The sequence below is a fragment of the Amycolatopsis xylanica genome (genome assembly GCF_900107045.1).
Taxonomy (GTDB): Bacteria; Actinomycetota; Actinomycetes; order Mycobacteriales; family Pseudonocardiaceae; genus Amycolatopsis; species Amycolatopsis xylanica.
The window spans coordinates 161,644-181,383 of sequence record NZ_FNON01000003.1; the positions used below are offsets into that span (position 1 = coordinate 161,644).

General features: G+C 68.1%; 13 protein-coding genes, 2 tRNA genes and 1 riboswitch. Of the genes, 2 read left to right on the forward strand and 13 right to left on the reverse strand.

The window, feature by feature from the left end; all coding sequences use genetic code 11:
• Positions 1–189 precede the first annotated feature (189 nt).
• The 5 genes from BLV57_RS14535 to gltX form a co-directional block, all read right to left on the reverse strand.
• Positions 190–2,733 (reverse strand): phosphocholine-specific phospholipase C, encoded by a 2,544-nt coding sequence (locus BLV57_RS14535; protein ID WP_091289277.1) that lies wholly within the window; start codon positions 2,731–2,733, stop codon positions 190–192.
• Between the two features lie 783 nt (positions 2,734–3,516).
• Positions 3,517–3,589, reverse strand: a tRNA-Glu gene (locus tag BLV57_RS14540).
• Between the two features lie 58 nt (positions 3,590–3,647).
• A tRNA-Gln gene (locus BLV57_RS14545) sits at positions 3,648–3,719 on the reverse strand.
• A gap of 50 nt (positions 3,720–3,769) precedes the next feature.
• Positions 3,770–4,543: an HAD family hydrolase gene (locus tag BLV57_RS14550; protein WP_245757385.1), complete on the reverse strand. Its 774-nt coding sequence runs from the start codon at positions 4,541–4,543 to the stop codon at positions 3,770–3,772.
• Positions 4,544–4,687: 144 nt separating this feature from the next.
• A complete protein-coding gene (gene gltX / locus BLV57_RS14555; protein ID WP_091289279.1) occupies positions 4,688–6,169 on the reverse strand; it encodes a glutamate--tRNA ligase in 1,482 nt (493 codons plus the stop codon).
• 100 nt (positions 6,170–6,269) lie between these two features.
• Between gltX and BLV57_RS14560 the strand changes: the two genes are divergently transcribed.
• Entirely contained in the window at positions 6,270–7,514 is a 1,245-nt protein-coding gene (locus tag BLV57_RS14560; protein WP_091290350.1) for an FAD-dependent oxidoreductase, read from the forward strand.
• On the opposite strand, the gene BLV57_RS14565 is transcribed toward BLV57_RS14560, so the two are convergent.
• Both BLV57_RS14565 and BLV57_RS14570 read right to left on the reverse strand, forming a co-directional pair.
• Positions 7,492–8,262, reverse strand: a complete 771-nt coding sequence (locus BLV57_RS14565; protein ID WP_091289280.1) for a fumarylacetoacetate hydrolase family protein — start codon at positions 8,260–8,262, stop codon at positions 7,492–7,494. The two genes, BLV57_RS14560 and BLV57_RS14565, sit on opposite strands and share 23 nt — an antisense overlap.
• Positions 8,263–8,275: 13 nt before the next feature.
• The gene (locus BLV57_RS14570; protein ID WP_091289281.1) at positions 8,276–8,794 is read right to left on the reverse strand and encodes a lipoprotein; all 519 of its coding nucleotides are present in this window, start codon (positions 8,792–8,794) and stop codon (positions 8,276–8,278) included.
• Between the two features lie 86 nt (positions 8,795–8,880).
• Here BLV57_RS14570 and sigJ point away from each other — a divergent pair, with 86 nt between their 5' ends.
• Entirely contained in the window at positions 8,881–9,729 is an 849-nt protein-coding gene (gene sigJ, locus BLV57_RS14575) for an RNA polymerase sigma factor SigJ (protein WP_091290351.1), read from the forward strand.
• Positions 9,730–9,768: 39 nt separating this feature from the next.
• Here sigJ and cimA read toward each other — a convergent pair whose 3' ends face one another.
• The 6 genes from cimA to BLV57_RS14610 all read right to left on the reverse strand — a co-directional run bounded on the left by cimA (position 9,769) and on the right by BLV57_RS14610 (position 19,676).
• On the reverse strand, positions 9,769–11,397 hold the full coding sequence (gene cimA, locus BLV57_RS14580) for a citramalate synthase (protein WP_091289282.1): 1,629 nt from the start codon (positions 11,395–11,397) through the stop codon (positions 9,769–9,771).
• Between the two features lie 733 nt (positions 11,398–12,130).
• Positions 12,131–13,093 (reverse strand): ABC transporter substrate-binding protein, encoded by a 963-nt coding sequence (locus BLV57_RS14590; protein ID WP_091289284.1) that lies wholly within the window; start codon positions 13,091–13,093, stop codon positions 12,131–12,133.
• A complete protein-coding gene (locus BLV57_RS14595) occupies positions 13,086–13,847 on the reverse strand; it encodes an ABC transporter ATP-binding protein (RefSeq protein WP_091289285.1) in 762 nt (253 codons plus the stop codon). Before BLV57_RS14595 ends, BLV57_RS14590 begins: the two co-directional genes overlap by 8 nt.
• On the reverse strand, positions 13,847–14,875 hold the full coding sequence (locus BLV57_RS14600) for a FecCD family ABC transporter permease (RefSeq protein ID WP_091289286.1): 1,029 nt from the start codon (positions 14,873–14,875) through the stop codon (positions 13,847–13,849). The genes BLV57_RS14595 and BLV57_RS14600 overlap by 1 nt, the downstream gene beginning before the upstream one ends.
• 34 nt (positions 14,876–14,909) lie before the next feature.
• Positions 14,910–15,040: riboswitch (cobalamin riboswitch) on the reverse strand.
• A gap of 31 nt (positions 15,041–15,071) precedes the next feature.
• Entirely contained in the window at positions 15,072–16,112 is a 1,041-nt protein-coding gene (locus BLV57_RS14605) for a 3-isopropylmalate dehydrogenase (protein ID WP_091289287.1), read from the reverse strand.
• A gap of 213 nt (positions 16,113–16,325) precedes the next feature.
• Positions 16,326–19,676, reverse strand: a complete 3,351-nt coding sequence (locus BLV57_RS14610) for a S8 family peptidase (protein ID WP_091289288.1) — start codon at positions 19,674–19,676, stop codon at positions 16,326–16,328.
• Positions 19,677–19,740: the final 64 nt, after the last annotated feature.

Here is a 19,740-nt window from a genome sequence, read left to right on the forward strand (position 1 = left end):
AAGGGCCACCCTTGTCACCTCCAGCACAAACTCCGACAGCCCAGCCCTCGCCGTGCATGTTACGAACGGGACTTTTGTCACCGTGAGCGCGACAAAAGCCCCGTTCGTGCGGATCCCGACGAGCACGACCCGCGTAGATCACCAAATATGGCCGGTTTTAACCGGCGAAAACACTCACGACCCCGCGCGTCACCAGCCCAGCGGGGTGATCTCGGCGGCCGAGGTCCACGGGCCGCGCCCGCCCGCCTCGGTCAGCGCGCGAAGCCGGACGTAGCGCGCCTGCGCGGGCCAGAACCGGACCGTCTTGAGCGTGGCGTCGTCGGCGAACGTGCCGGTGGCGACAGCGGTGCCCCACGTACTGCCGTCACCGCTGAGATAGACCTCGTACTGCCCGACACGGCCGTTGGCGCCGCCGTCCTGACGAGGCAGGTAGGTCAGGCCGGTGACCGTGCGGGTGACGCCGAGGTCGAACTGGATCTCGTGCGGCAGCGGGTCGGATCCGCCGAGCCACTTGGTGTGCCACAGGGTCGTGGGCTTGCCGTCGACGGCGTTGAGCGCGGCGCCGTTCTCACCGGAGGTCTCCTGGCTGTCGTAGTACTTCACGACGCGCGGCAGCGGCGACGAACCCATGACCGGGTCGCTGGTGCTCTCCGCGCCGGTTTCGACGTGCCCGGCGAAGCGGCGGGCGAACGCGTCGGTGGTGTCCGCGGTGGCGGTCAGGTCGTACCAGCCGTTCATGCCTGAGCCGACGGAGAACCAATCCTCTTTGGTCGCGCCGGGGGCCACCGGGTAGGTCCACGGCCCGCCACCCCGGTTGCCCGAGCGCACGGTGATAGTGCACGCCTTGCCGCCGGTGTTGGTCATGGTCAGGTAGACCTTGCCCTCGGTGGGCGCGTAGCGCAGTTTCACCTCCGGGTTGGCGTTGCCGGAGGTCGTCGCGGTGGCGTAGTTCCCGGCGAGGCGCCGGAGGAAGCCGTTGGGACCGACCACGGTCAGGTCGTACGCGCCCGCCGGGACGCCCGCCTGCCAGTAGTCGGCCACCGTGGCGCCGGCGCCGACCGTGTACCGCCACGGCCCGTCGGCGCGGAAAGCGTTGGCGTACACGTAGAAGTGCGCGCCCGCAGCGCCGGTGTTGGCGAAGTCGATCCACAGCTTCGACGACTCCACCCGCCCCGAGGCGTGCAGTTCGTAGGGCAGCGGCCGGGCGGTGCGGACGCCGGGCTCCTGCGTCGGCATCACCTGCGTCGCGGGCGGCGACGGGTTGGTCGGCCTCGGCCCGCTGGTGGGCACCGGGCTGGGCAGGCTCGGATAGCCGGGCGTGCCGACCGTGGTGTCCAGAGTGGACGTCAGGTCCCCGCAGACCGCCCGGCGCCACGGCGAGATGTTCGGCTCGGCGATGCCCGTCCACTTCTCGAGGAACCGCAGCACCGAGGTGTGGTCGAACACCTGCGAGTTGACCTTGCCACCCCGGCTCCACGGCGAGACCACCAGCAGCGGCACCCGGTTGCCGAGGCCGATCGCCGTGCCGAGGTAGAGCTCATCGGTGGTGGCCACTGTGGACTGCCCGTCGGACGCGCTCACCGGCGGCGCAGGCGGCGGCATGTGGTCGAAGAACCCGTCGTTCTCGTCGTAGTTGAGCAGGAACAGCGTCTTGTTCCACACGCTGATGTCGGACGCGATCGCGTCGAGCACCTTCTTCACCAGATCGGCGCCGGTGTTGGGTCCCCAGTCGGGATGTTCGCTCTGGTCCTCGGGCGCCACGATCCACGAGACCGCGGGCAACCGTCCATTCGCGACATCGGCACGGAAGGTGTCCGCCAGTGCGCCGGGCCGCCGCCGGGCCAGGCCGCGGTCGTACATGCTGCGGTCGGCGGCGCTCAGCGCGGCCACGCCCTGGGCGAGCTGGTCGAGCAGCACCGCCTGCTGCGCGGGCGCGGCCTTGGCCACGTCGTAGTAGAAGTACTCGAGCTTGCCGTAGGGCTTGCCGCTCGGATCCTTGGTCTTGGCCAGCGCCTTACGCCCCACGGCGAGGAAACTGGCGAAGTAGTCCAGCGAGTTGTCGCCGTAGTTGTCCCACTCCTGGTAGACCTTCCAGCTCCGGCCCGCCGCCTCCAGGCGCTCGGCGTAGCTGGTCCAGGTGTAGCCGGTGTGGCCGGGGTTCTGCCACGAGTCGTTGCCGATCGCGCGGTTGGTGGTGCCCGGCTCGTAGCCGATCGTGCCGGAGAACAGGTAGAAGCGGTTCGGGTTGGTCGGGCCCATTTCCGAGCAGTGGTAGGCGTCGCAGATGGTGAACGCGTCCGCGAGCGCGTGGTAGAACGGCAGCCCCTGCCGGTCCAGGTACATCATCGTGCGCGTGGTCTTCTGCGCGATCCACTGGTCGTAGCGGCCGTTGTTCCACGCCGCGTGCCCGTCGGACCAGCCGTGCGGGGTACCCGACATGAACTGGTCGCCCACCCGGTACGGCAGCAGGGAGCCGGTGCCGTTGGGCTGCTGGTAGACCGGTTTGCCGTTCGGCAGCCTGATCGCGGCCGGGTCGTTGAACCCGCGGACACCACGCAGCGTGCCGTAGTAGTGATCGAACGACCTGTTCTCCTGCATGAAGATCACCACGTGCTCGATGGTCTCCAGGCCACCGGTCGGCGCCTCCGCGGCGAGTGCCTTGACCAGGCTGGCGGGCAACAGGGCCAAGCCCGATGTCGCCGCCGCGGCACGAAGCAGATCACGACGCTTCATTACGTCTCCTCGTTCAGAGCAAGCAGGGGGTAATGCTCGAACTCGCCAGGTTCTGCAATCTGGTGCGCGAATGAAAGCATTATCGAGCATGTTCACGCAACATCCGGAAGTCGGGCGCGTGGACCGCTCGCGCGACCTCGACGCCGCCGAGCACGACGACGACCGTCGCACACGAGGCGGTCGAGCAGCTGAAGAGAACCCGGGATCCGGGTTACTCGTGGGTTACCCGGCGGTGCCGCCACGGTCCCGGACGCGGGATCACCCCATGACCCCCGACTCTCCGGCCACACCCACCCGGAAGCCGCTGCGCGCCCCTTTCATTGAGGAGAAAGCCGAACGCGGCATGTCTCGCCGCGCGATAGGGGGTCGTGAGTGGCGCGGCCGGTTCTATTTGAGGGGAAGGTCAAATATGGCGCGTTCCCGGGGCTGGCCGGTGGGGATTTCCTTGGTCGAATTCGAGGTGGGTGCGCTATGAAGCGCGACCAAGCTCAGATCAGAGTTGTGTCGGCGCGAGTGGTACCTCTGCTGCGTCCAACGGAGCAGAGGTACCACTCGCGCAAGCCTTGTCAGGCTGGAGCGAGGGGGTCCCCCGCTGCGTTCGATGCAGCAGGGGATCCCCTCGCTCACGACCTCACGTTCGGGTTTCCGGCTGATAAAGGCCGCCATTCATTCGCGATTGATCATTGGCCGACGGCCACAGTCCACAAAGGACCTGATCTTGCAACAGGCCCAGCAATGCAAAAAGCGCCGACCACGTGGTCGGCGCTTGATCGCTGGTGCGAGTACCCCCGATGGGATTCGAACCCACGCTACCGGCGTGAGAGGCCGGCGTCCTAGGCCGCTAGACGACGGGGGCTAGGAACTTCTTTTTGTTGCGAGAGAGAACTTACCAGGCTTGGTTTTTCGCTCTGCAGCTGGGGTACCAGGACTCGAACCTAGAATAACTGGACCAGAACCAGTCGTGTTGCCAATTACACCATACCCCATCGGAGTGACTCGCCGATCTTGCTGGCGTGTGCTCCAACGAGAAGAAATACTAGAGCACCGCCTTCCCGAGTCTGACGGCGGGGGTGCCAAGTGCGCGCTGAGCAGGCACTCCGACGCTGGCGAACTCCGAAACGAGCAGCTCAGGGAGCTCGTCGAGGCCGCGGATGGCGTGCACGCCGTCGGGCACCGTGTGGCCGGTGGCGTCGCGGTCGAGCCAGACGGCGCCGAGGCCCGCGTTGTGCGCGCCGATCGCGTCCGTGTCGAGCTTGTCGCCGACGTGGACGGCGTCGGCGGGCGCGCAGCCCGCCGCGTGGCAGACCGAGTGGAACATCACCGGGTGCGGTTTGGCGACGCCGAGCTCACCGGCGATGGCGACGTGATCGAAGTAGGACGCGAGGCCGAGGTCGGCGATCTTGCGGCGCTGGTGCACGCCGGAGGCGTTGGTGACCGCGGCGATGAGGACGCCGGCGGCGCGTAGCCAGTCGAGGCACGGCAGGACGTCCTCGAACAGGCGGAAGGAGCGGGCCAGCAGCTCCCGACGGCGTCGCTCGAAGTCAGCGACGTCCTCGGCGGCCGCCAGCACGCCCATCTCCGCGAGAAAGCATTCGGTGCGGCGGTGGTGCATGGTGGCGTAGTCGAGTTCGCCTGCCACCACCATCGCCACATGCTCTTCGGTGATCAAGTCCCACAACGGCCACATGTCCGGCCGTCCGGTCAACGCGTCCAGCGTGCACCGGATCGCCGCCGTGCAGTCGATCAACGTGTCGTCAATGTCCAAACAGACCAGACGTAACTCTGGCGGCGACCACGGAGCGGGGGCGATTTGCGGTGTCGTCGGGGAGGCAAGCGCAAAATCCACTTAGCGAGGCTAGGCCAAGTCCGGCCGCTCCGACTCGGCCAAGGAGGTGATTAGCGGTGGTCTGTTTCGACGAACCGGTGCTACTCCCAGTTGGTGAGACGCGATCTTTCAGTTACCGGGCAGCGCTCGGCGCAACCGTCCCAGTGAGACGTCACGGCCCAGCAGCTCCATCGACTCGTACAGCGGCGGGGAAACCGTACGTCCGGTGATCGCCACCCGGACCGGACCGAAAGCCTTGCGCGGCTTGAGACCCAGACCGTCCACAAGGGCCGATTTGAGCGCCTCCTCGATTGCTGAAGTCTCCCAAGCAGGCAACGCCTCCAGCGCCGAAATCGCCGCCTGGAGCACGGGTTCCGCGTCGGCGCCGAGGTTCTTCGACGCCGCATCGGGCTCCGGTGCGAAGTTTTCGTCGTCGGCGAAAAGGAAGCCGAGCATCGGCGCCGCTTCCGAGAGCACGGTCACACGTTCCTGCACCAGCGGCGCGATCGCACGGAGTTTGGTGAGCAGTTCGTCACTTGACTCCGCGGGCAGCACGCCCGCGGTCACGAGGTAAGGCACCACACGGGTGACGAAGTCCTCCGGCGCCAATGCACGCACGTGCGTCCCATTGATCGACTCGGCCTTCTTGAGGTCGAACCGCGCCGGATTCGCGCTCACCTTCGAGATGTCGAAGGCGGCGACCAGCTCGTCGACGCTGAAGATGTCGCGGTCGTCGGCGATGGACCAGCCGAGCAGCGACAGGTAGTTCAGCAGGCCTTCCTTGATGAAGCCCCGGTCGCGGTAGTTGAAAAGGTTCGACGAAGGGTCCCTTTTGGACAGTTTCTTGTTGCCGTCGCCCAGCACGGAGGGCAGGTGGCCGAACTCCGGCGTGAAATCGGTTACGCCGATGCGGCGCAGCGCCGCGTACAGCGCGATCTGGCGCGGCGTCGACGGCAGCAGGTCCTCGCCGCGCAGCACGTGCGTGATGCGCATCAGCGCGTCGTCGACCGGGTTGGTCAGCGTGTACAGCGGCTCGCCGTTGTTGCGCACCAGCACCGGGTCCGGGATCGTGCCGGCCGGGAACGAGATGTCGCCGCGCACGAGGTCGGTCCAGCCGAGGTCCTCGTCCGGCATCCGCAGCCGCAGCACCGGCTTGCGACCTTCGGCGCGGAACGCCTCACGCTGCTCCTCGGTCAGGTCACGGTCGAAGTTGTCGTACCCGAGCTTCGGGTCCTGACCTGCCGCCTTGCGCCGCGCCTCGACCTCTTCGTTGGTCGAGAAGGCTTCGTAAAGCTCGCCCGCCGCAAGGAGCTTCGCGGCGACGTCGGCGTAGATGTCACGCCGCTCGCTCTGGCGGTACGGGCCGTATTCGCCGCCTGCCTCGGGGCCCTCGTCCCAGTCAAGGCCCAGCCAGCGCAGCCCGTCGAGCAGCTGCTCGTACGACTCCTGCGAGTCGCGCGCGGCGTCGGTGTCCTCGATGCGGAACACCAGGGTGCCGCCGTGGTGACGGGCGAAGGCCCAGTTGAACAGCGCCGTGCGGATCAACCCGACGTGCGGGGTTCCGGTCGGCGACGGGCAGAAGCGGGCGCGAACAGGCGTGGTCTCAGTCATAGCCCGATCAGCGTATCTGCCCATTAGGTCCTTGACGCACGGAAGGTCCCCGGTGCATCCTCGATTTATTCAACAAGTGATGAATAAGGGGATGATGGAGATGACCGAGCGCACGGACTGCGTGGTCGTCGGCGGCGGACCTGCCGGGATGGTGCTGGGATTGCTGCTGGCCAGGGCCGGTGTGCGGGTGACCGTCATGGAGAAGCACGCCGACTTCCTGCGTGACTTCCGCGGCGACACCGTGCACCCGTCGACGCTGACGCTGCTCGACGAACTGGGGCTGGGCGAGAAGTTCCACGCGCTGCCGCACAGCGAGATCCAGCGGATCGGCTTCCCGAAGGACGACGGCGGGCTGCTGATCTTCGGCGACCTGAGCAGGCTGAAGGTGCCGCACCCGTACGTCGCGATGGTCCCGCAGTGGGACTTCCTCGACCTGATGGCTGAAGCAGGCAAGGCCGAGAAGACGTTCGACCTGCGGATGAGCACCGAGATGACCGGCCTGATCCGTGAGCACGGCAAGGTCACCGGCGTCCGGTACCGCACCGAGGGCGGCGAGGAGCGCGAGTTGCGCAGCAACCTGGTCGTGGCGGCCGATGGGCGCTGGTCGCTCGCGCGGCGCGAGTCGGGACTGCGGCCGAACGACTACGGCGTGCCGTTCGACGCGTGGTGGTTCCGCCTGTCACGCCCGGCCGAGCAGGGCCTGAGCGGCGCGCAGATCATGCCGGAGATGAAGAACCGCCGCTTCGGCGTGCCGTTGCCGCGGGTCGGCTACTACCAGATCGCCTACCTCGCGCCGAAGGGCGAAGACCTGCGCAGGCAAGGGATCGAGAAGTTCCGCGAGACCGTCACCGCGCTGTTCCCGGCGTTCGCGGACCGCGTCGGCGAGCTCGAGTCGATGGACGACGTCAAACTGCTCGACGTCAAGCTGAACCGGCTGCACCGCTGGCACGTCGACGGCCTGCTCTGCATCGGCGACGCGGCGCACGCGATGTCACCCGTCGGTGGCGTCGGCATCAACCTGGCGGTGCAGGACGCCGTCGCGACCGCGACCCTGCTGGCCAAGCCGCTGCTGTCCGGCACGATCGGCGCCAAGGACCTGGCGAAGGTCCGCGCGCGCCGCTGGCTGCCGACCGTGCTGGTGCAGGCACTGCAGCGGGTGATGCACAAGGCCGTCATGCGCCCGGTGATGGAGGGCAGGCGCAATGGCCCGCCCCCGCTGATGATCAAGCTGATGGAGCGCTTCCCGCGCACCTCGATCGTGCCCGCCTACCTGCTCGGCGTCGGGTTCCGCCCCGAGCACGCGCCGGACTTCGCGCGGCGCGCTACAGAGCCTGCACGGGGTTAGTCAGCGTCCCGATGCCCTCGATGGTGATCGAAACCTGCTGCCCGTCGACGATCGGGCCGACCCCCTCCGGGGTGCCGGTCAGGATCACGTCGCCGGGCAGCAGCGTCATGACACCGGAGACGAACTCGACCAGCTCGGGGATCTTGTGCACCAGGTCGGAGGTGCGCCCGTCCTGCTTGAGCTCACCGTCCACTTCGGTCCGCAGCGCCAGGTCGGACGCGTCGATCGAGGTCTCGATCCACGGGCCCAGCGGGCAGAACGTGTCGTAGCCCTTGGCGCGGCCCCACTGCCCGTCGGACTTCTGCAGGTCACGCGCGGAAACGTCGTTGGCGACGGTGTAGCCGAGAATCACGCTCGACGCGCGCGCGGCGCTGACGTTCTTGATCGGCTGGCCGATGACGATGGCCAGCTCACCCTCGAAGTCGATCCGGCCGACGTCGCCGGGCCGCTTGATGGCCGCGTTGGGGCCGATCACCGTGGTCGACGGCTTGATGAAGGTCATCGGTGAGGCAGGCACCTCGTTGCCGAACTCGGCCGCGTGCTTCGCGTAGTTGCGCCCGACGGCGATGATCTTCGACGGCAGGATCGGCGCCAGCAGGCGGACATCCGCCAGCGGCCACCGTTTCCCGGTGAAGTTCGGGGTGCCGAAGGGGTGCTCGGCGATCTCCAGCACCTGGGCGTCGTCACCGTCCCCCTCGACCGAAGCGAAGGCGACACCACCGGGATGAGCAATACGGGCTAAGCGCACGCTGCCGAGCTTACTAGGTCAACTTGAGCGTGCTCTTGGCCAGCTCGTAGGCCTTGACGTTGGTGTCGAAGGTCTCCTGGTCGAGCCCGCCGACCTCGAGCAGGATCACCGAGTTCGCGGCGGACACGGCCAGCACCCGCTTCGGCATCTCGATGTCGTCCTGCTTGATGACGTAACTCACTTCCTTGCCCGCGATGCCGCCCGCGGTGACGTCGGAGTACGCGAACCCCTCGGCGCCCTTGGACTTGGTGGCGAAGGTCTTCAGCCCGGACTCGAGGTCGGTGGCGGTGGTCTTGTAGACGCGCAGGAAACCGAGGCTGCCCGCCGGCTTCGAGTCGATCTCGCACAGGATCTCGCTGCCCGCGTCGACCGTGCCCGCCTTCCACTTCTCGGCGATCTTGAAGGTGACCGGCATCGGGCAGGGCGAGCCCGCCGGGCCGACTTCGGCGGCCGCGGCCGCGGGCTTCGGGTCGCCGTCGGAGCCGCATCCGGCGGCCAGCAGCAGAGCGACGAGCGGTACAAGCTTTTTCATGTTCTTCCCCCAGGCGAGTCAGGCAGGATCACCTTAGTCCCGCGGCCATGTCACGTCTGCCGGGTTTCACACGTCGAGGGGACATGATGAACGACTTCTCCCTGGCGGAGCGCTTCGAGGAAAACCGCTCCCAGCTGCGCTCGGTCGCGTACCGGATGCTCGGCTCGACCAGTGAGGCCGACGACGCCGTCCAGGAGGCCTGGCTGCGGCTGAGCCGGTCGGACACCAGCGAGGTCGAGAACCTGGCAGCCTGGCTGACCACGGTCGTCGGGCGGGTCTGCCTGGACATGCTGCGCTCGCGCAAGTCGCGCGGCGAGGAGCCGCTCGGCGTGCACGTGCCCGACCCGATCGTGAGCCTGGACCCCGAGCAGGAAACGCTGATGGCCGACTCGGTCGGCCTCGCGCTGCTCGTCGTGCTGGAGACCCTCTCCCCCGCCGAGCGCCTGTCGTTCGTGCTGCACGACATGTTCGGCGTGCCTTTCGACGACATCGCGACCATCGCGGGCCGTACGCCCGCCGCGACGCGGCAGCTCGCGAGCCGGGCACGGCGGCGGGTGCAGGGGGTTCCGGCGCCTGAGACGGATCTCACGCGCCAGCGGACGGTCGTCGAGGCGTTCATCGCGGCTTCGCGCGGCGGGGACTTCGACGCGCTCGTGGCGGTGCTCGATCCCGATGTCGTGCTGCACGTCGACGGTGGGACTTTCTCGAAGGTCGTGCGCGGCGCGGCCGAGGTGGCCGGGCAGGCGCTCATGTTCTCGCGGCTCGCGCCGTACTCGCGCCCTGCGCTCATCAATGGCGCTTGGGGGATTTTGACCGCGCCGGAAGGGAAACCGGCTTCGGTGATGGCGTTCACCGTGCGCGACGGGCTGGTGGCCGAGCTGCACATCTTGGCCGACCCCGAGCGGCTCGGGCGGCTGGAGGTTAAGGACTCGTGAGTGGCGTTGCCGGTTAGAACCGGCAACGCCACTCACGACCTACTTGGTCACCAGGGATTCGCGGACCGTGGCGGCCTTGTGGACGAGCGCGTCGCAGAGCGCGAGCCAGCTCGCCTCGACGATGTTGCCGTGCACGCCGACGGTGGTCCACTCCGTGTGGCCGTCGGTGGTTTCGACCAGTACTCGCGTAACGGCGTCAGTACCGGGATGCCCGGGGAGAATGCGCACCTTGTAGTCGGCCAGCTCCACGGTGTCCAGCCACGGCAGGTGCGGGGTCAGCGCCTCGCGCAGCGCAGCGTCCAGCGCGTGGACCGGCCCGGTGCCCTCGGCGGTCGCGATGACGCGCTGGTCGCCGACGTGCACGCGGACCGTCGCCTCGGAGACCACCTCGCCGTCGGCGCGGTGGTCCATCACCACCCGGTAGGACTCGAGCACGAACGGCGGCTCGTCGAGAAAATCGCTGCCGATTTCGCGGTGCAGCAACAGTTCCAGTGAGGCGTCGGCGGCTTCGAACGACCAGCCCTCCGATTCCAGCAGCTTCACCTTGCGCACCGAGCGCGTCAAGGCTTCGGGCTGACCGGCAAGGTCAACCCCGAGCTCACGTCCCTTGAGTTCGAGGCTGGCCCTGCCGGCCATCTCGGTGACCAGAACCCGCATGTCATTGCCGACGGAAGCTGGATCGATGTGGTTGTACAGCAACGGATCCACCTTGATCGCGCTCGCGTGCAGGCCCGCCTTGTGGGCGAACGCTGACGAACCGACATACGCCTGGTGGGTGTCGGGTGCGAGATTCGCGATTTCGGCAAGGGCATGGGAGACCCGGGTGAGCTCGGCGGCGCGTCCGGTCGGGAGCACCTCCATGCCGAGCTTGGCCACCAAGTTTCCCGTGACGGCGAACAGATCGGCGTTGCCCGCCCGTTCGCCGTACCCATTGGCGGTGCACTGGACGTGCGTCGCGCCGGCCTGCACCGCGGCGATGGAGTTCGCCACCGCGCAGGAAGTATCGTCCTGGCAATGGATCCCGAGCCGGAATCCGGTCTTGTCCTTGATCGTCCGCACGGTCTCCGCGAGCCCCAGCGGCAACTGCCCGCCATTCGTGTCACACAGGACCATGACGTCCGCCCCGCCACTCGCGGCCGCGTCGAGCACCCGGTACGACGTCTCCGGCGAGAACTCATACCCGTCGAAGAAGTGTTCCAGGTCAACGAAAACCCGGCGCCCCTCAGCCACCAGGAAGCTCACGGTGTCCCGCACCATCTCGCACGCCTCGTCGACATCGACGCGCAGCGCCCGCTCGATGTGCCGCAGATCGGACTTCGCGACCAGCGTGATCACCGGCGCCTGCGAGTCCAGCAGTGCCCTGACCTGCTTGTCCTGGTCGGCTGTGGTGTTCGCCTTCCGTGTCGACCCGAACGCGACCAGCGCCGCGTGCTTCAGCTGGAGCTCGCCCGCCGCGGCCTTCGCGAAGAACTCGGTGTCCTTCGGCAGCGCGCCCGGCCAGCCGCCCTCGATGAAACCCACACCCAGCTCGTCGAGCAGCCTGGCGACGGCCAGCTTGTCCGCGACGGAATAGGTGATGCCTTCACGCTGCGCACCGTCGCGCAGGGTGGTGTCGTAAAGGTGGAAATCGTCGCCGAGCGGCGTATCGGCGGGCTCCTGGCGGGTCACTGCGGTCATCTCCTCTTGAGGCAGGGCAACAAAAAAACCTCCCGCTGGGGTGCGAGAGGTTTGCGCGCCTGGTGTGCTCTTGTGGAGCACCTACCCGGCGCGCTGCGCAATAATGATGGAGAAGGAAGCCATACCGGGATCATGCCATACCGCGTCAAGCTTTCCAACCCTCGGTCCCATTTCCCACTCCTTGGACGCTGGTCCAGTCCACTTTTCGCTGGGATAAAGCGGGCTTTATCCCGGGTTCGGCGTGGGGACTGGGGCTTCGGTGTCCGGAGTCTTCCGCAGGGCTGGGCGGGTGGGATGAATGGGGCTGCTGCGTCGCTCAGCGTTGTGAACGTGGCTTTCATGCGTTCGGCCGAGCCGGGATGGCCTTGCCGGAGCCCGGAGGCTTCGTTCGAGTGAGGGCCTCCCTCACCCAGGTCGGGCCAGTGAGGGCCTCCCTCACCCAAGTGGAGCCAGTCAGGGCCTCCCTCACCAAGCTATACGAGGTGAGGGCCTCCCTCACCAAGCCAAGGTTGGTGAGGGAGGCCCTCACTAGGCCGCCGTTGTATGAAGGCTCCCCTCATACACCCCTGCCCGTATGAAGGCTCCCTTCATCACGCATAGCTGGATGAAGGCTCCCCTCATCCAACGCGGGCTGTATGAAGGCTCCCTTCATACAGCTAGGCCGGATGAAGGCTCCCCTCATACAACCCAGCCGGATGAAGGGAGCCTTCATACAAACCCCCGCCTACCCCCGCAGATAAGCCGCGAAAGCCTTGATCGCACCCGCATTCCGCGGCCCCTCCACCAGAGCGGCATACGGCAGCGCGAAGAAGCGGGAGTTCTTCACCGCCGGAACGTCCCGCAGCCCGGGATGCGACCGCAGGAATTTCTCCTTGTCGGCGACCGTCCCCACCTCGCCGCCGTAGTCGTTGATCAGGATCACGTCCGGCGCGCGCTGCACGACGGCCTCCCAGCTCACCGTGGTCCAGCTGTCGTCGACGTCGTCGAAGATGTTGCGCCCGCCCGCCTTGGCGATGATCTGATTCGGGCCCGCGTTGCGCGCCGCGGTGAACGGCTGGTCCTTGCCATCGTCGTAAAGGAAGACTTTGGGCGTCCGACCATCCGGCGCGACCGAAGCGATGGCCTCCGTGTACTCGCGCACCAGCTTCTCCGCCCGATCACTGACCCCGAACAGCGTGCCCAGATTCCGCAGATCCGTGTACAGGGCGTCGAGCGGCGGCATGATCCCGCGCTGCTTGCCGACGCCGTTCCGGCAGGCCTCCGTCAGCTGGTAGGTCGCGATGCCGAGCGCGCCCAAGGAGTCCGGCGTGAATCCCTCGGACTCGCTGAAGCCGTAACTCCAGCCCGCGAACACGAGATCGGCGGCCGCTGCCTGCACGACCTCCTTGTTGATCTTCTCGGCGAGTTTCGGGACGCGCTGGAAGTCGGCCTTCCACGGCGACGACTCGACGCCGGCCGTCTGGCCGGAGTCGATGACGTAGCCGGCCATCCGGTCGCCGAGGCCGAGCGCGAACATCAGCTCGGTGATGCCGATGTCGTTGGTCACCGCCCGCGCGGGCGGCCGCGAGAGGGTCAGCGGCTTGCCGCAGTTGGTCACGGTGACCGGCTGCGCGGCGACCGGCTCTTGCGCCACGGTCGCGCCGCAGCCGGAGACGAGCAGCGCCACCAACGACAGAGCCTTACGCATCGGTGGTCCCTTCGAAGAGCAATTGCGGCGAGCCGGTCACGGGATGGGGCACGACATGGGCGATGACCCCGAACACCGAGGCCACCAAGGCGGGCGTCAACACCAGATCGGGCGGGCCGCCCGCGACCACGCGGCCGCCGTCGACGACGTAAACCTCGTCGCAGTAGGCCGCGGCGAGGTTCAGGTCGTGCAGCGCGGCGAGCACGGTGACGCCGAGCTTGCGCACCAGTGCGAGCGCATCGAGCTGATGGCGGATGTCGAGATGATTGGTCGGCTCGTCGAGCACCAGCACACGCGGGCGTTGCGCCAGCGCACGCGCGAGCAGGACGCGCTGGCGCTCGCCACCGGACAGCGTCAGCACCGAACGCGCGGCCAGCGCGCTCAGCCCGACCTGCCGCAACGCCTCCGCGCAGATGTCGCGGTCGTCATCGTGGGATCCCTCGTGCGGCAACCGTCCCATCGCGACTACTTCGGCGACCGTGAAGTCGAACTCCGTGTGCGACTCCTGCGTCAACGCCGCCATCCGACGCGCGCTGTCGCGCAGCGCGTACTCGTCGAGTGGGCGGCCGTCGAGCCGCACTACGCCGTGAGAAGGCTTAAGAGCGCGATAGACGCAGCGCAACGTCGTCGACTTGCCGCTGCCGTTCGGCCCGAGCAGCCCGACGACCGTCCCGGACGGAACGGTCAGGGTCAGCGAGTCGACGAGCTTGCGGCCCGCGACGGTGACGGTGACCTCGTCCAGCCCGACTTCCATCAAGCACCTCCGAACACATAGGCGCGGCGGCGCATCAGCACCAGGAAAACCGGCACACCGATCGCCGCGGTGAGCACGCCGATCGGCAGTTCCTGCGGTGCCGCGAGCACGCGCGCGGCGACGTCGACCCACACGAGAAAGCACGCGCCGGCGAGCGGCACGACCAGTAACACGCGCCGGTGGTCGGCGCCGACCAGCATCCGGACCAGATGCGGCAGCATCAGCCCGACGAACCCGATCGCCCCGCTCACCGCGACCAGCACCCCGGTCATGGCCGCGCACAGCGCGAACAACCCGGCACGCAGCCTGGGCACGTGCACGCCCAAAGTGGTCGCCGCTTCGTCCCCCATGGACAGTGCGTCGAGTCGCCCCGACCGCGCGAGCAGCCACGCGGTCCCGGCGAGCACGGTCACCGCGGCGATCGGCAGCGACGCCCAGTTCGCCCCGGCGAGACTGCCCATCAGCCAGAACAACGCCGACCGCGCCGCCTCGCCGTGCGGCGCGTTGAACACGATCACCGTGGTGACGGCGAAAAACCCGTACGACAGCGCGGTTCCGGTCAGCACCAGCCGCAACGGTGTCAGCCCGCTCCGGCTCCGCGCGACCAGGTAGACCACCAGCATCGACCCCAGCGCGGCGACGAAAGCACCGGCCGACAACGCGTAGATCCCGAAACCGGAGAACAGGCCCAGCACCGAAACCGAGGTCGCGCCCACCGAAGCACCGGACGAGATACCGAGCACGAACGGGTCGGCGAGCGCGTTGCGGACCATCGCCTGGATGGCGACGCCGACCGTGGCGAGCCCGGCGCCGACGACCGCGGCGAGCAGCACGCGGGGAAACCGGATGTCGAAGATGATCCGGTACTGCCCGGCGTCGGCGGCGGAGATCGTGCCGCCGAAAAGCCCGGCGCGCAGGAACGTCCAGGTCCGGCCGATCGGCACGGACACCGTTCCGATGCCGATGGACAACAGGATCGAAACGAGCAAGAAGACGGCGAGGAGCGGGACGAGCAGACGTCTGTCCACTGTGCACCTTTCTCGTAGACCACGACGAGATACAAGGGCGAAGCAGTGTCCAGGCGGTAATCGGGCTCGCCCACGGGGAACGTGGGCCTACCGTTGCGGGTCAGCGCCGGATTTCGACCGGCTTCCCCGCCTGGCACAAGAAACCCCGAAAGCCACTTTCGTCAGATCGGATCTGACGAAAGTGGCTTTCGGGCTTTTAAACGGTCGGGCGGGTGTTCGACGAGACGAGGGCGGCCAGCCGGTCGCCGATGGAGTGCGTCGGGCCGGGGTTGGCCTGGTCGCGGGTCGCGAGGTCGAAGGCGACCGAGGCCTCGATGCGGCGCGCGGCCTCCTTCTGGCCCAGGTGGTCGAGCAGCAGCGCGACCGAGAGGACCGCGGCGGTCGGGTCGGCGAGACCCTGGCCCGCGATGTCCGGGGCGGAACCGTGCACCGGCTCGAACATCGACGGGTTGCGGCGGGTGATGTCCAGGTTGCCGCTGGCCGCCAGGCCGATGCCACCGGTGACGGCGGCCGCGAGGTCGGTGATGATGTCGCCGAACAGGTTGTCGGTGACGATCACGTCGAACCGGGACGGGTCGGTGACCATGTGGATGGTCGCGGCGTCCACATGGGAGTAGGCGACCGTGACGTCCGGGTGCTCCAGCGAGACCTCTTCGACGATCCGGGACCACAGGCCACCGGCGTACTCGAGGACGTTGGTCTTGTGCACCAGCGTGAGGTGCTTGCGCGGGCGGGCCTCGGCGCGGTTGAACGCGTCGGCGACCACGCGGCGGATGCCGAACGCGGTGTTGACGCTGACCTCGGTCGCGATCTCGTGCTCGGTGTCCTTGCGCAGCAGTCCGCCGGTGCCCGCGTACGGGCCCTCGGTGCCCTCGCGCACGACGACCATGTCGATCTCGCCGTTGTCGGCGAGCGGGCCGCGCACACCCGGGTACAGCCGGGCCGGGCGCAGGTTCACGTGGTGGTCCATCTCGAACCGCAGGCGCAGCAGCAGCCCGCGCTCGAGGATGCCACTGGGGACGCTCGGGTCGCCGACGGCGCCGAGCAGGATCGCGTCGTGCTGGCGGAGCTCGCCCAGCACGGACTCGGGAAGCAGCTCACCGGTGGAATGCCAGCGCGCCGCCCCGAGGTCGTAGTTGGTGATCTCAGCCGTAGGCACGACTTCACCGAGCACCTTGAGCGCCTCGGCGACCACCTCGGGTCCGATCCCGTCACCTGGGATCACTGCGAGCCGCATCCACACACCTCCGTCGACGAGGCCCCGGAATTCCCGGATGGCCCATCCTCGAGAAAACGCCAGCGACCGAAGGTTACCGGCCGTAGACAACGCGATGTAGCGGCACCACCCTTATGTCTGATCATCCCGGGATCTGGAACACCCAGACGGGTAAAAAAGAAGGGGGTTCCCCCTGCACGGAGTGCAGAAAGAACCCCCTTCACACCCGGATGATCAACCGGCCCCGATGGGCTGACGACCGCCCTGGCGGCCCGGTCCGGAGACCGGCAGAGGCTCTTCCGAAGCACTCTGACCAGTGTTGATCTTGATGATGTTCACCCGATCGCCTGAAGCGTTGTGGTGTTCCAGCGCCAGCAGGCCGAGCACGGTGTCGGTCGTGGCCGCGTTCCGGTTGACCACGAGCGCGGTGCCCGGCTTGGCCGTGTACCCGAGCGCCGCGTCGCCGCCGCCCTGCACCGAGTAGCCCGGCGCGAGTACGTCGAACGAGAGCGGACCGGCGACGTAGTCGATCAGCCCGTTGGTCGTGCCCGGCGCGACGTACGGCCCTGCCGTGCCGACCGAGTAGGCGATCTTGTGCGAAGCGCCGTTCACGTCGATACCCAAAGCTGCGACACTGACCGGAAGGGTGACCACGTTGGTGTCGAACACGTTGGTGTCCACGTCACCCAGCTGGCCGTTGACCGCCTGCACGTCGACCACCGAACCGTCCGCGAGCGCGACCGTCTCGGCGAGCAGCACGTCCGTCGAGGGCGCCTTCGTCACAAAGGTCTCAAAATCCGGACGCCCGTCGCCGTTGGTGTCGATGTCGACGAACGGGACGGTGTTGCTGCCGAGGTTGGCCCAGTCGCTCCAGGTGGTGAGCCCGAACGCGAGCAGCGCGTTCTCCGGCTCGCCCTGCTGCTTGGCCAGCGGCGCCGTCGACGCGGCGCCGACATAGCGCAGGTCGGCGCCCTTGGCGGTGTTGTTGATCGTGCAGTCGGTGGTCGTCGAGTGGTCGCACTCGGCCAGCTGCGGTGATTCCGCCTGCAGTTCGAGCACGCTGATCAGCGAGCGGTAGCGCTGCGCGCCGCTGCCCTGGTCGACGCCCTTGCCGGACAGGTTGACCACGGCCTGCGCGCTGCCGTGGAAGTTCGCCTCGGCACTGGTCGCGATCGCCGAAACCGGCTTCGGAGCCGAGTAGACGGCCACCCGCAGCGGAACGGTCGCGCCACCGCGCGGGGTGAACGCGACCCGGCCGGAAGCGTCGGCGAGGAACTGGCGTGCCAGCCCGGCCTGCTCGGTGGCCATGGTCGGGTCGATGACCTTGCGCAGCGCCTTCGGGTCGGTGATCTTCAGCGTCACCTTGACCGTCGTGATCCCGCGCGGGCTCAGCTTCACGGTGTCCTTGTCCAGCTGGAATTCGACACCGGGGAGCGTGTTCACGCCCTGGTAAGCGACGCCGTACTCGACCGGCTTGACGCCCTTGTTGACGACCTTGATCGTCTTGGTCAGGCTCACCGGCCCACCGGCTTCGACAGTGCCGAAGTTGACGCTGACGGCGCCCGGGTTGTCGACGACGTAAGCGAGGACCTGGTTGTCCAGCGCGGCCTTCGCGTCGATCCGGCCGGTGCCGACGCGCTGCGGCGCGTAGGTGTGGCCCGCGGTGTCCTTGAGGTCGTGCCCGGCGGTGTCGATGACCGCGGCCTTGACCTCCTCGACCGTCCAGTCGGGGTGCGCCTCGCGGACCAGCGCGGTGATGCCGGCCGTGTGCGGCGCGGCCATCGAGGTGCCCGAGAGCACGGTCCGGTCGCTGCCGCTGCCGCGGAAGGCCGACGCGATCGTGTCACCGGGCGCGGTGATGTCCGGCTTCGACGCCGGGCCGCGGACACCGCGCGAGCTGAACGAGCTCGGGCTGTCCACAATGGAGTTGTCATAGGTCTGCAGGTTGGCGCGGCCCTTGCCGCTCAGGTGGACCTGCAGCGTGCCCGCGTTCAGCCCTGGCCGCACCGCGTTGGTGGCCGAGGCGGTGAACTGGAACATCGGGTTGGTCGCGTTGCCCGCGATACCGGCCGAGAAATGCTCCACAGTGGACGAAAGCAGCGTGCCGGCGGCACCGGCGGCCTGCGCGTTGTTCGCGCGGACGGCGGAGCCGCACAGGCGCGTCGCGTCGTTGCTGTCCCACTCCAGCCAGGCGAACTTGCCCGCGACCGCGGCCTTGTCGGCGTCCGAGTACGGCTTGCAGCCGTCGGCGTTGGCCGCCGAAAGCTTGGCGACCGGCTTGGTCTCCTCGAGCGTGTCGAAGCCGGTGAAGTTCTGGCTGAACTGGCCGCCCTTGGCGCCGGTGATCGGCGCGACGATGTCGGCCGCGTCCCGCAGTACCGAGCGGTCCCGGCTGCTGGCGACGGTCAGCGCCTCCGGGGTGTTGCCCGGCGCGCCCGCGACGTCGTAGAGGTCGCCGCCGTTGCCCGCGGAGAAGACCGGGAGCACGTTGTTCGCGGCGATCTTGCGCACGAACAGCGAGTCGGGGTCGTCGGGGGCGTTGAAGTCGCCGCCGAGACTCAAGTTGACGATGTCGAGGTGATCGGTGAAGTCACCGTCGCCGTCCGGGTCGAGCGACCAGTCGAGCGCCTGCGAGACGACGTTGGTCGAGCCCTCGCAGCCGAAGACCTTGACGGCGTAGAGCAATGCCTTCGGCGCGGTGCCGGGGCCGACCTTCAGCGCCTCGATCTTCTTGGCGTTGAGCTTCGAGTAGTCGCCCTTGAACGTGGTGCCGTCGGCGTTGACGCCGAAACCGGCGACCGTGCCTGCCACGTGCGTGCCGTGCTCACCGCAGGCGAGCGGGTTCGGGTCGGGCACGGGGGTGTCGCCGCGGTTGGCGTCGTAGTCGTCGCCGACCAGGTCCGTGCCGCCGACGACCTTGGCGGTCGGGAAGTACGCGGCGTCGGCCTTGGTGCGGTCGATCGCCTTGTACGCCTCCGGCGTGCCGGGGCCACCGAAGTCGGCGTGGGTGTAGTCGATGCCGTCGTCGATCACGCCGACGCGCACCCCGTCGCCGAGGCGCCCGGTCTGCTGCCAGCTCGCGAGCGTGTTGGTGAGCTGCACGGCGCTGGAGTTGGTGCGGGACTTGGGAACGACGGTCCGCACGGCCACCACGTCCGGGCGCTTCGCGAGCTCACGCAGCTTCGCGGCGTCGGCGGTCACGACGGCGCCGGAGACGGCGTTGGCGGTCTGGGTGATGACCTTGGCGCCGCGGTCGCTCGCCTTGAGCTGACCGACGACGGCGTCGACCGCGGCTGCCGTTTCGGCCTTCGCGGCCTTGGCGGCCTGCTTGGCCTTTTCCTTGCCCTTGTGCTGTTCCGCGTTGAAGGCGTCGACCGCGGGCTTCTTGGCCAGCTCGACGAACGCGGTGATCTTGCCCTGCGCGGCGCTCACGCGCGGCGAAAGCTTCCCCTTGATCCCCGCGGCGTTGACCTTCGCCGCGCCGACCCCATCGGCGAGCGGCACGTCCTGGGCCGAGGCGGGCGGGGCGGCGATGACCGCCGCTGCCAGCACCGCGGCGGCGTAGACCGGTATGCGTCTTCTCATAGGCGGCTACCTAACCGGAAGATCAGCCGCCGCAACAGGGTATTTGGGATTTAGCGGGCTTTAT

Excerpts from the sequence above, each read along its gene's own strand:
- BLV57_RS14570 (WP_091289281.1), bottom strand. The coding sequence starts at position 8,794 with ATGAAAAAGCTTGTACCGCTCGTCGCTCTGCTGCTGGCCGCCGGATGC.
- gltX (WP_091289279.1), bottom strand. The coding sequence starts at position 6,169 with ATGACTGAGACCACGCCTGTTCGCGCCCGCTTCTGCCCGTCGCCGACC.
- BLV57_RS14590 (WP_091289284.1), bottom strand. The coding sequence starts at position 13,093 with ATGCGTAAGGCTCTGTCGTTGGTGGCGCTGCTCGTCTCCGGCTGCGGC.
- BLV57_RS14610 (WP_091289288.1), bottom strand. The coding sequence starts at position 19,676 with ATGAGAAGACGCATACCGGTCTACGCCGCCGCGGTGCTGGCAGCGGCG.
- BLV57_RS14595 (WP_091289285.1), bottom strand. The coding sequence starts at position 13,847 with ATGGAAGTCGGGCTGGACGAGGTCACCGTCACCGTCGCGGGCCGCAAG.
- BLV57_RS14535 (WP_091289277.1), bottom strand. The coding sequence starts at position 2,733 with ATGAAGCGTCGTGATCTGCTTCGTGCCGCGGCGGCGACATCGGGCTTG.
- BLV57_RS14560 (WP_091290350.1), top strand. The coding sequence starts at position 6,270 with ATGACCGAGCGCACGGACTGCGTGGTCGTCGGCGGCGGACCTGCCGGG.
- sigJ (WP_091290351.1), top strand. The coding sequence starts at position 8,881 with ATGAACGACTTCTCCCTGGCGGAGCGCTTCGAGGAAAACCGCTCCCAG.
- BLV57_RS14605 (WP_091289287.1), bottom strand. The coding sequence starts at position 16,112 with ATGCGGCTCGCAGTGATCCCAGGTGACGGGATCGGACCCGAGGTGGTC.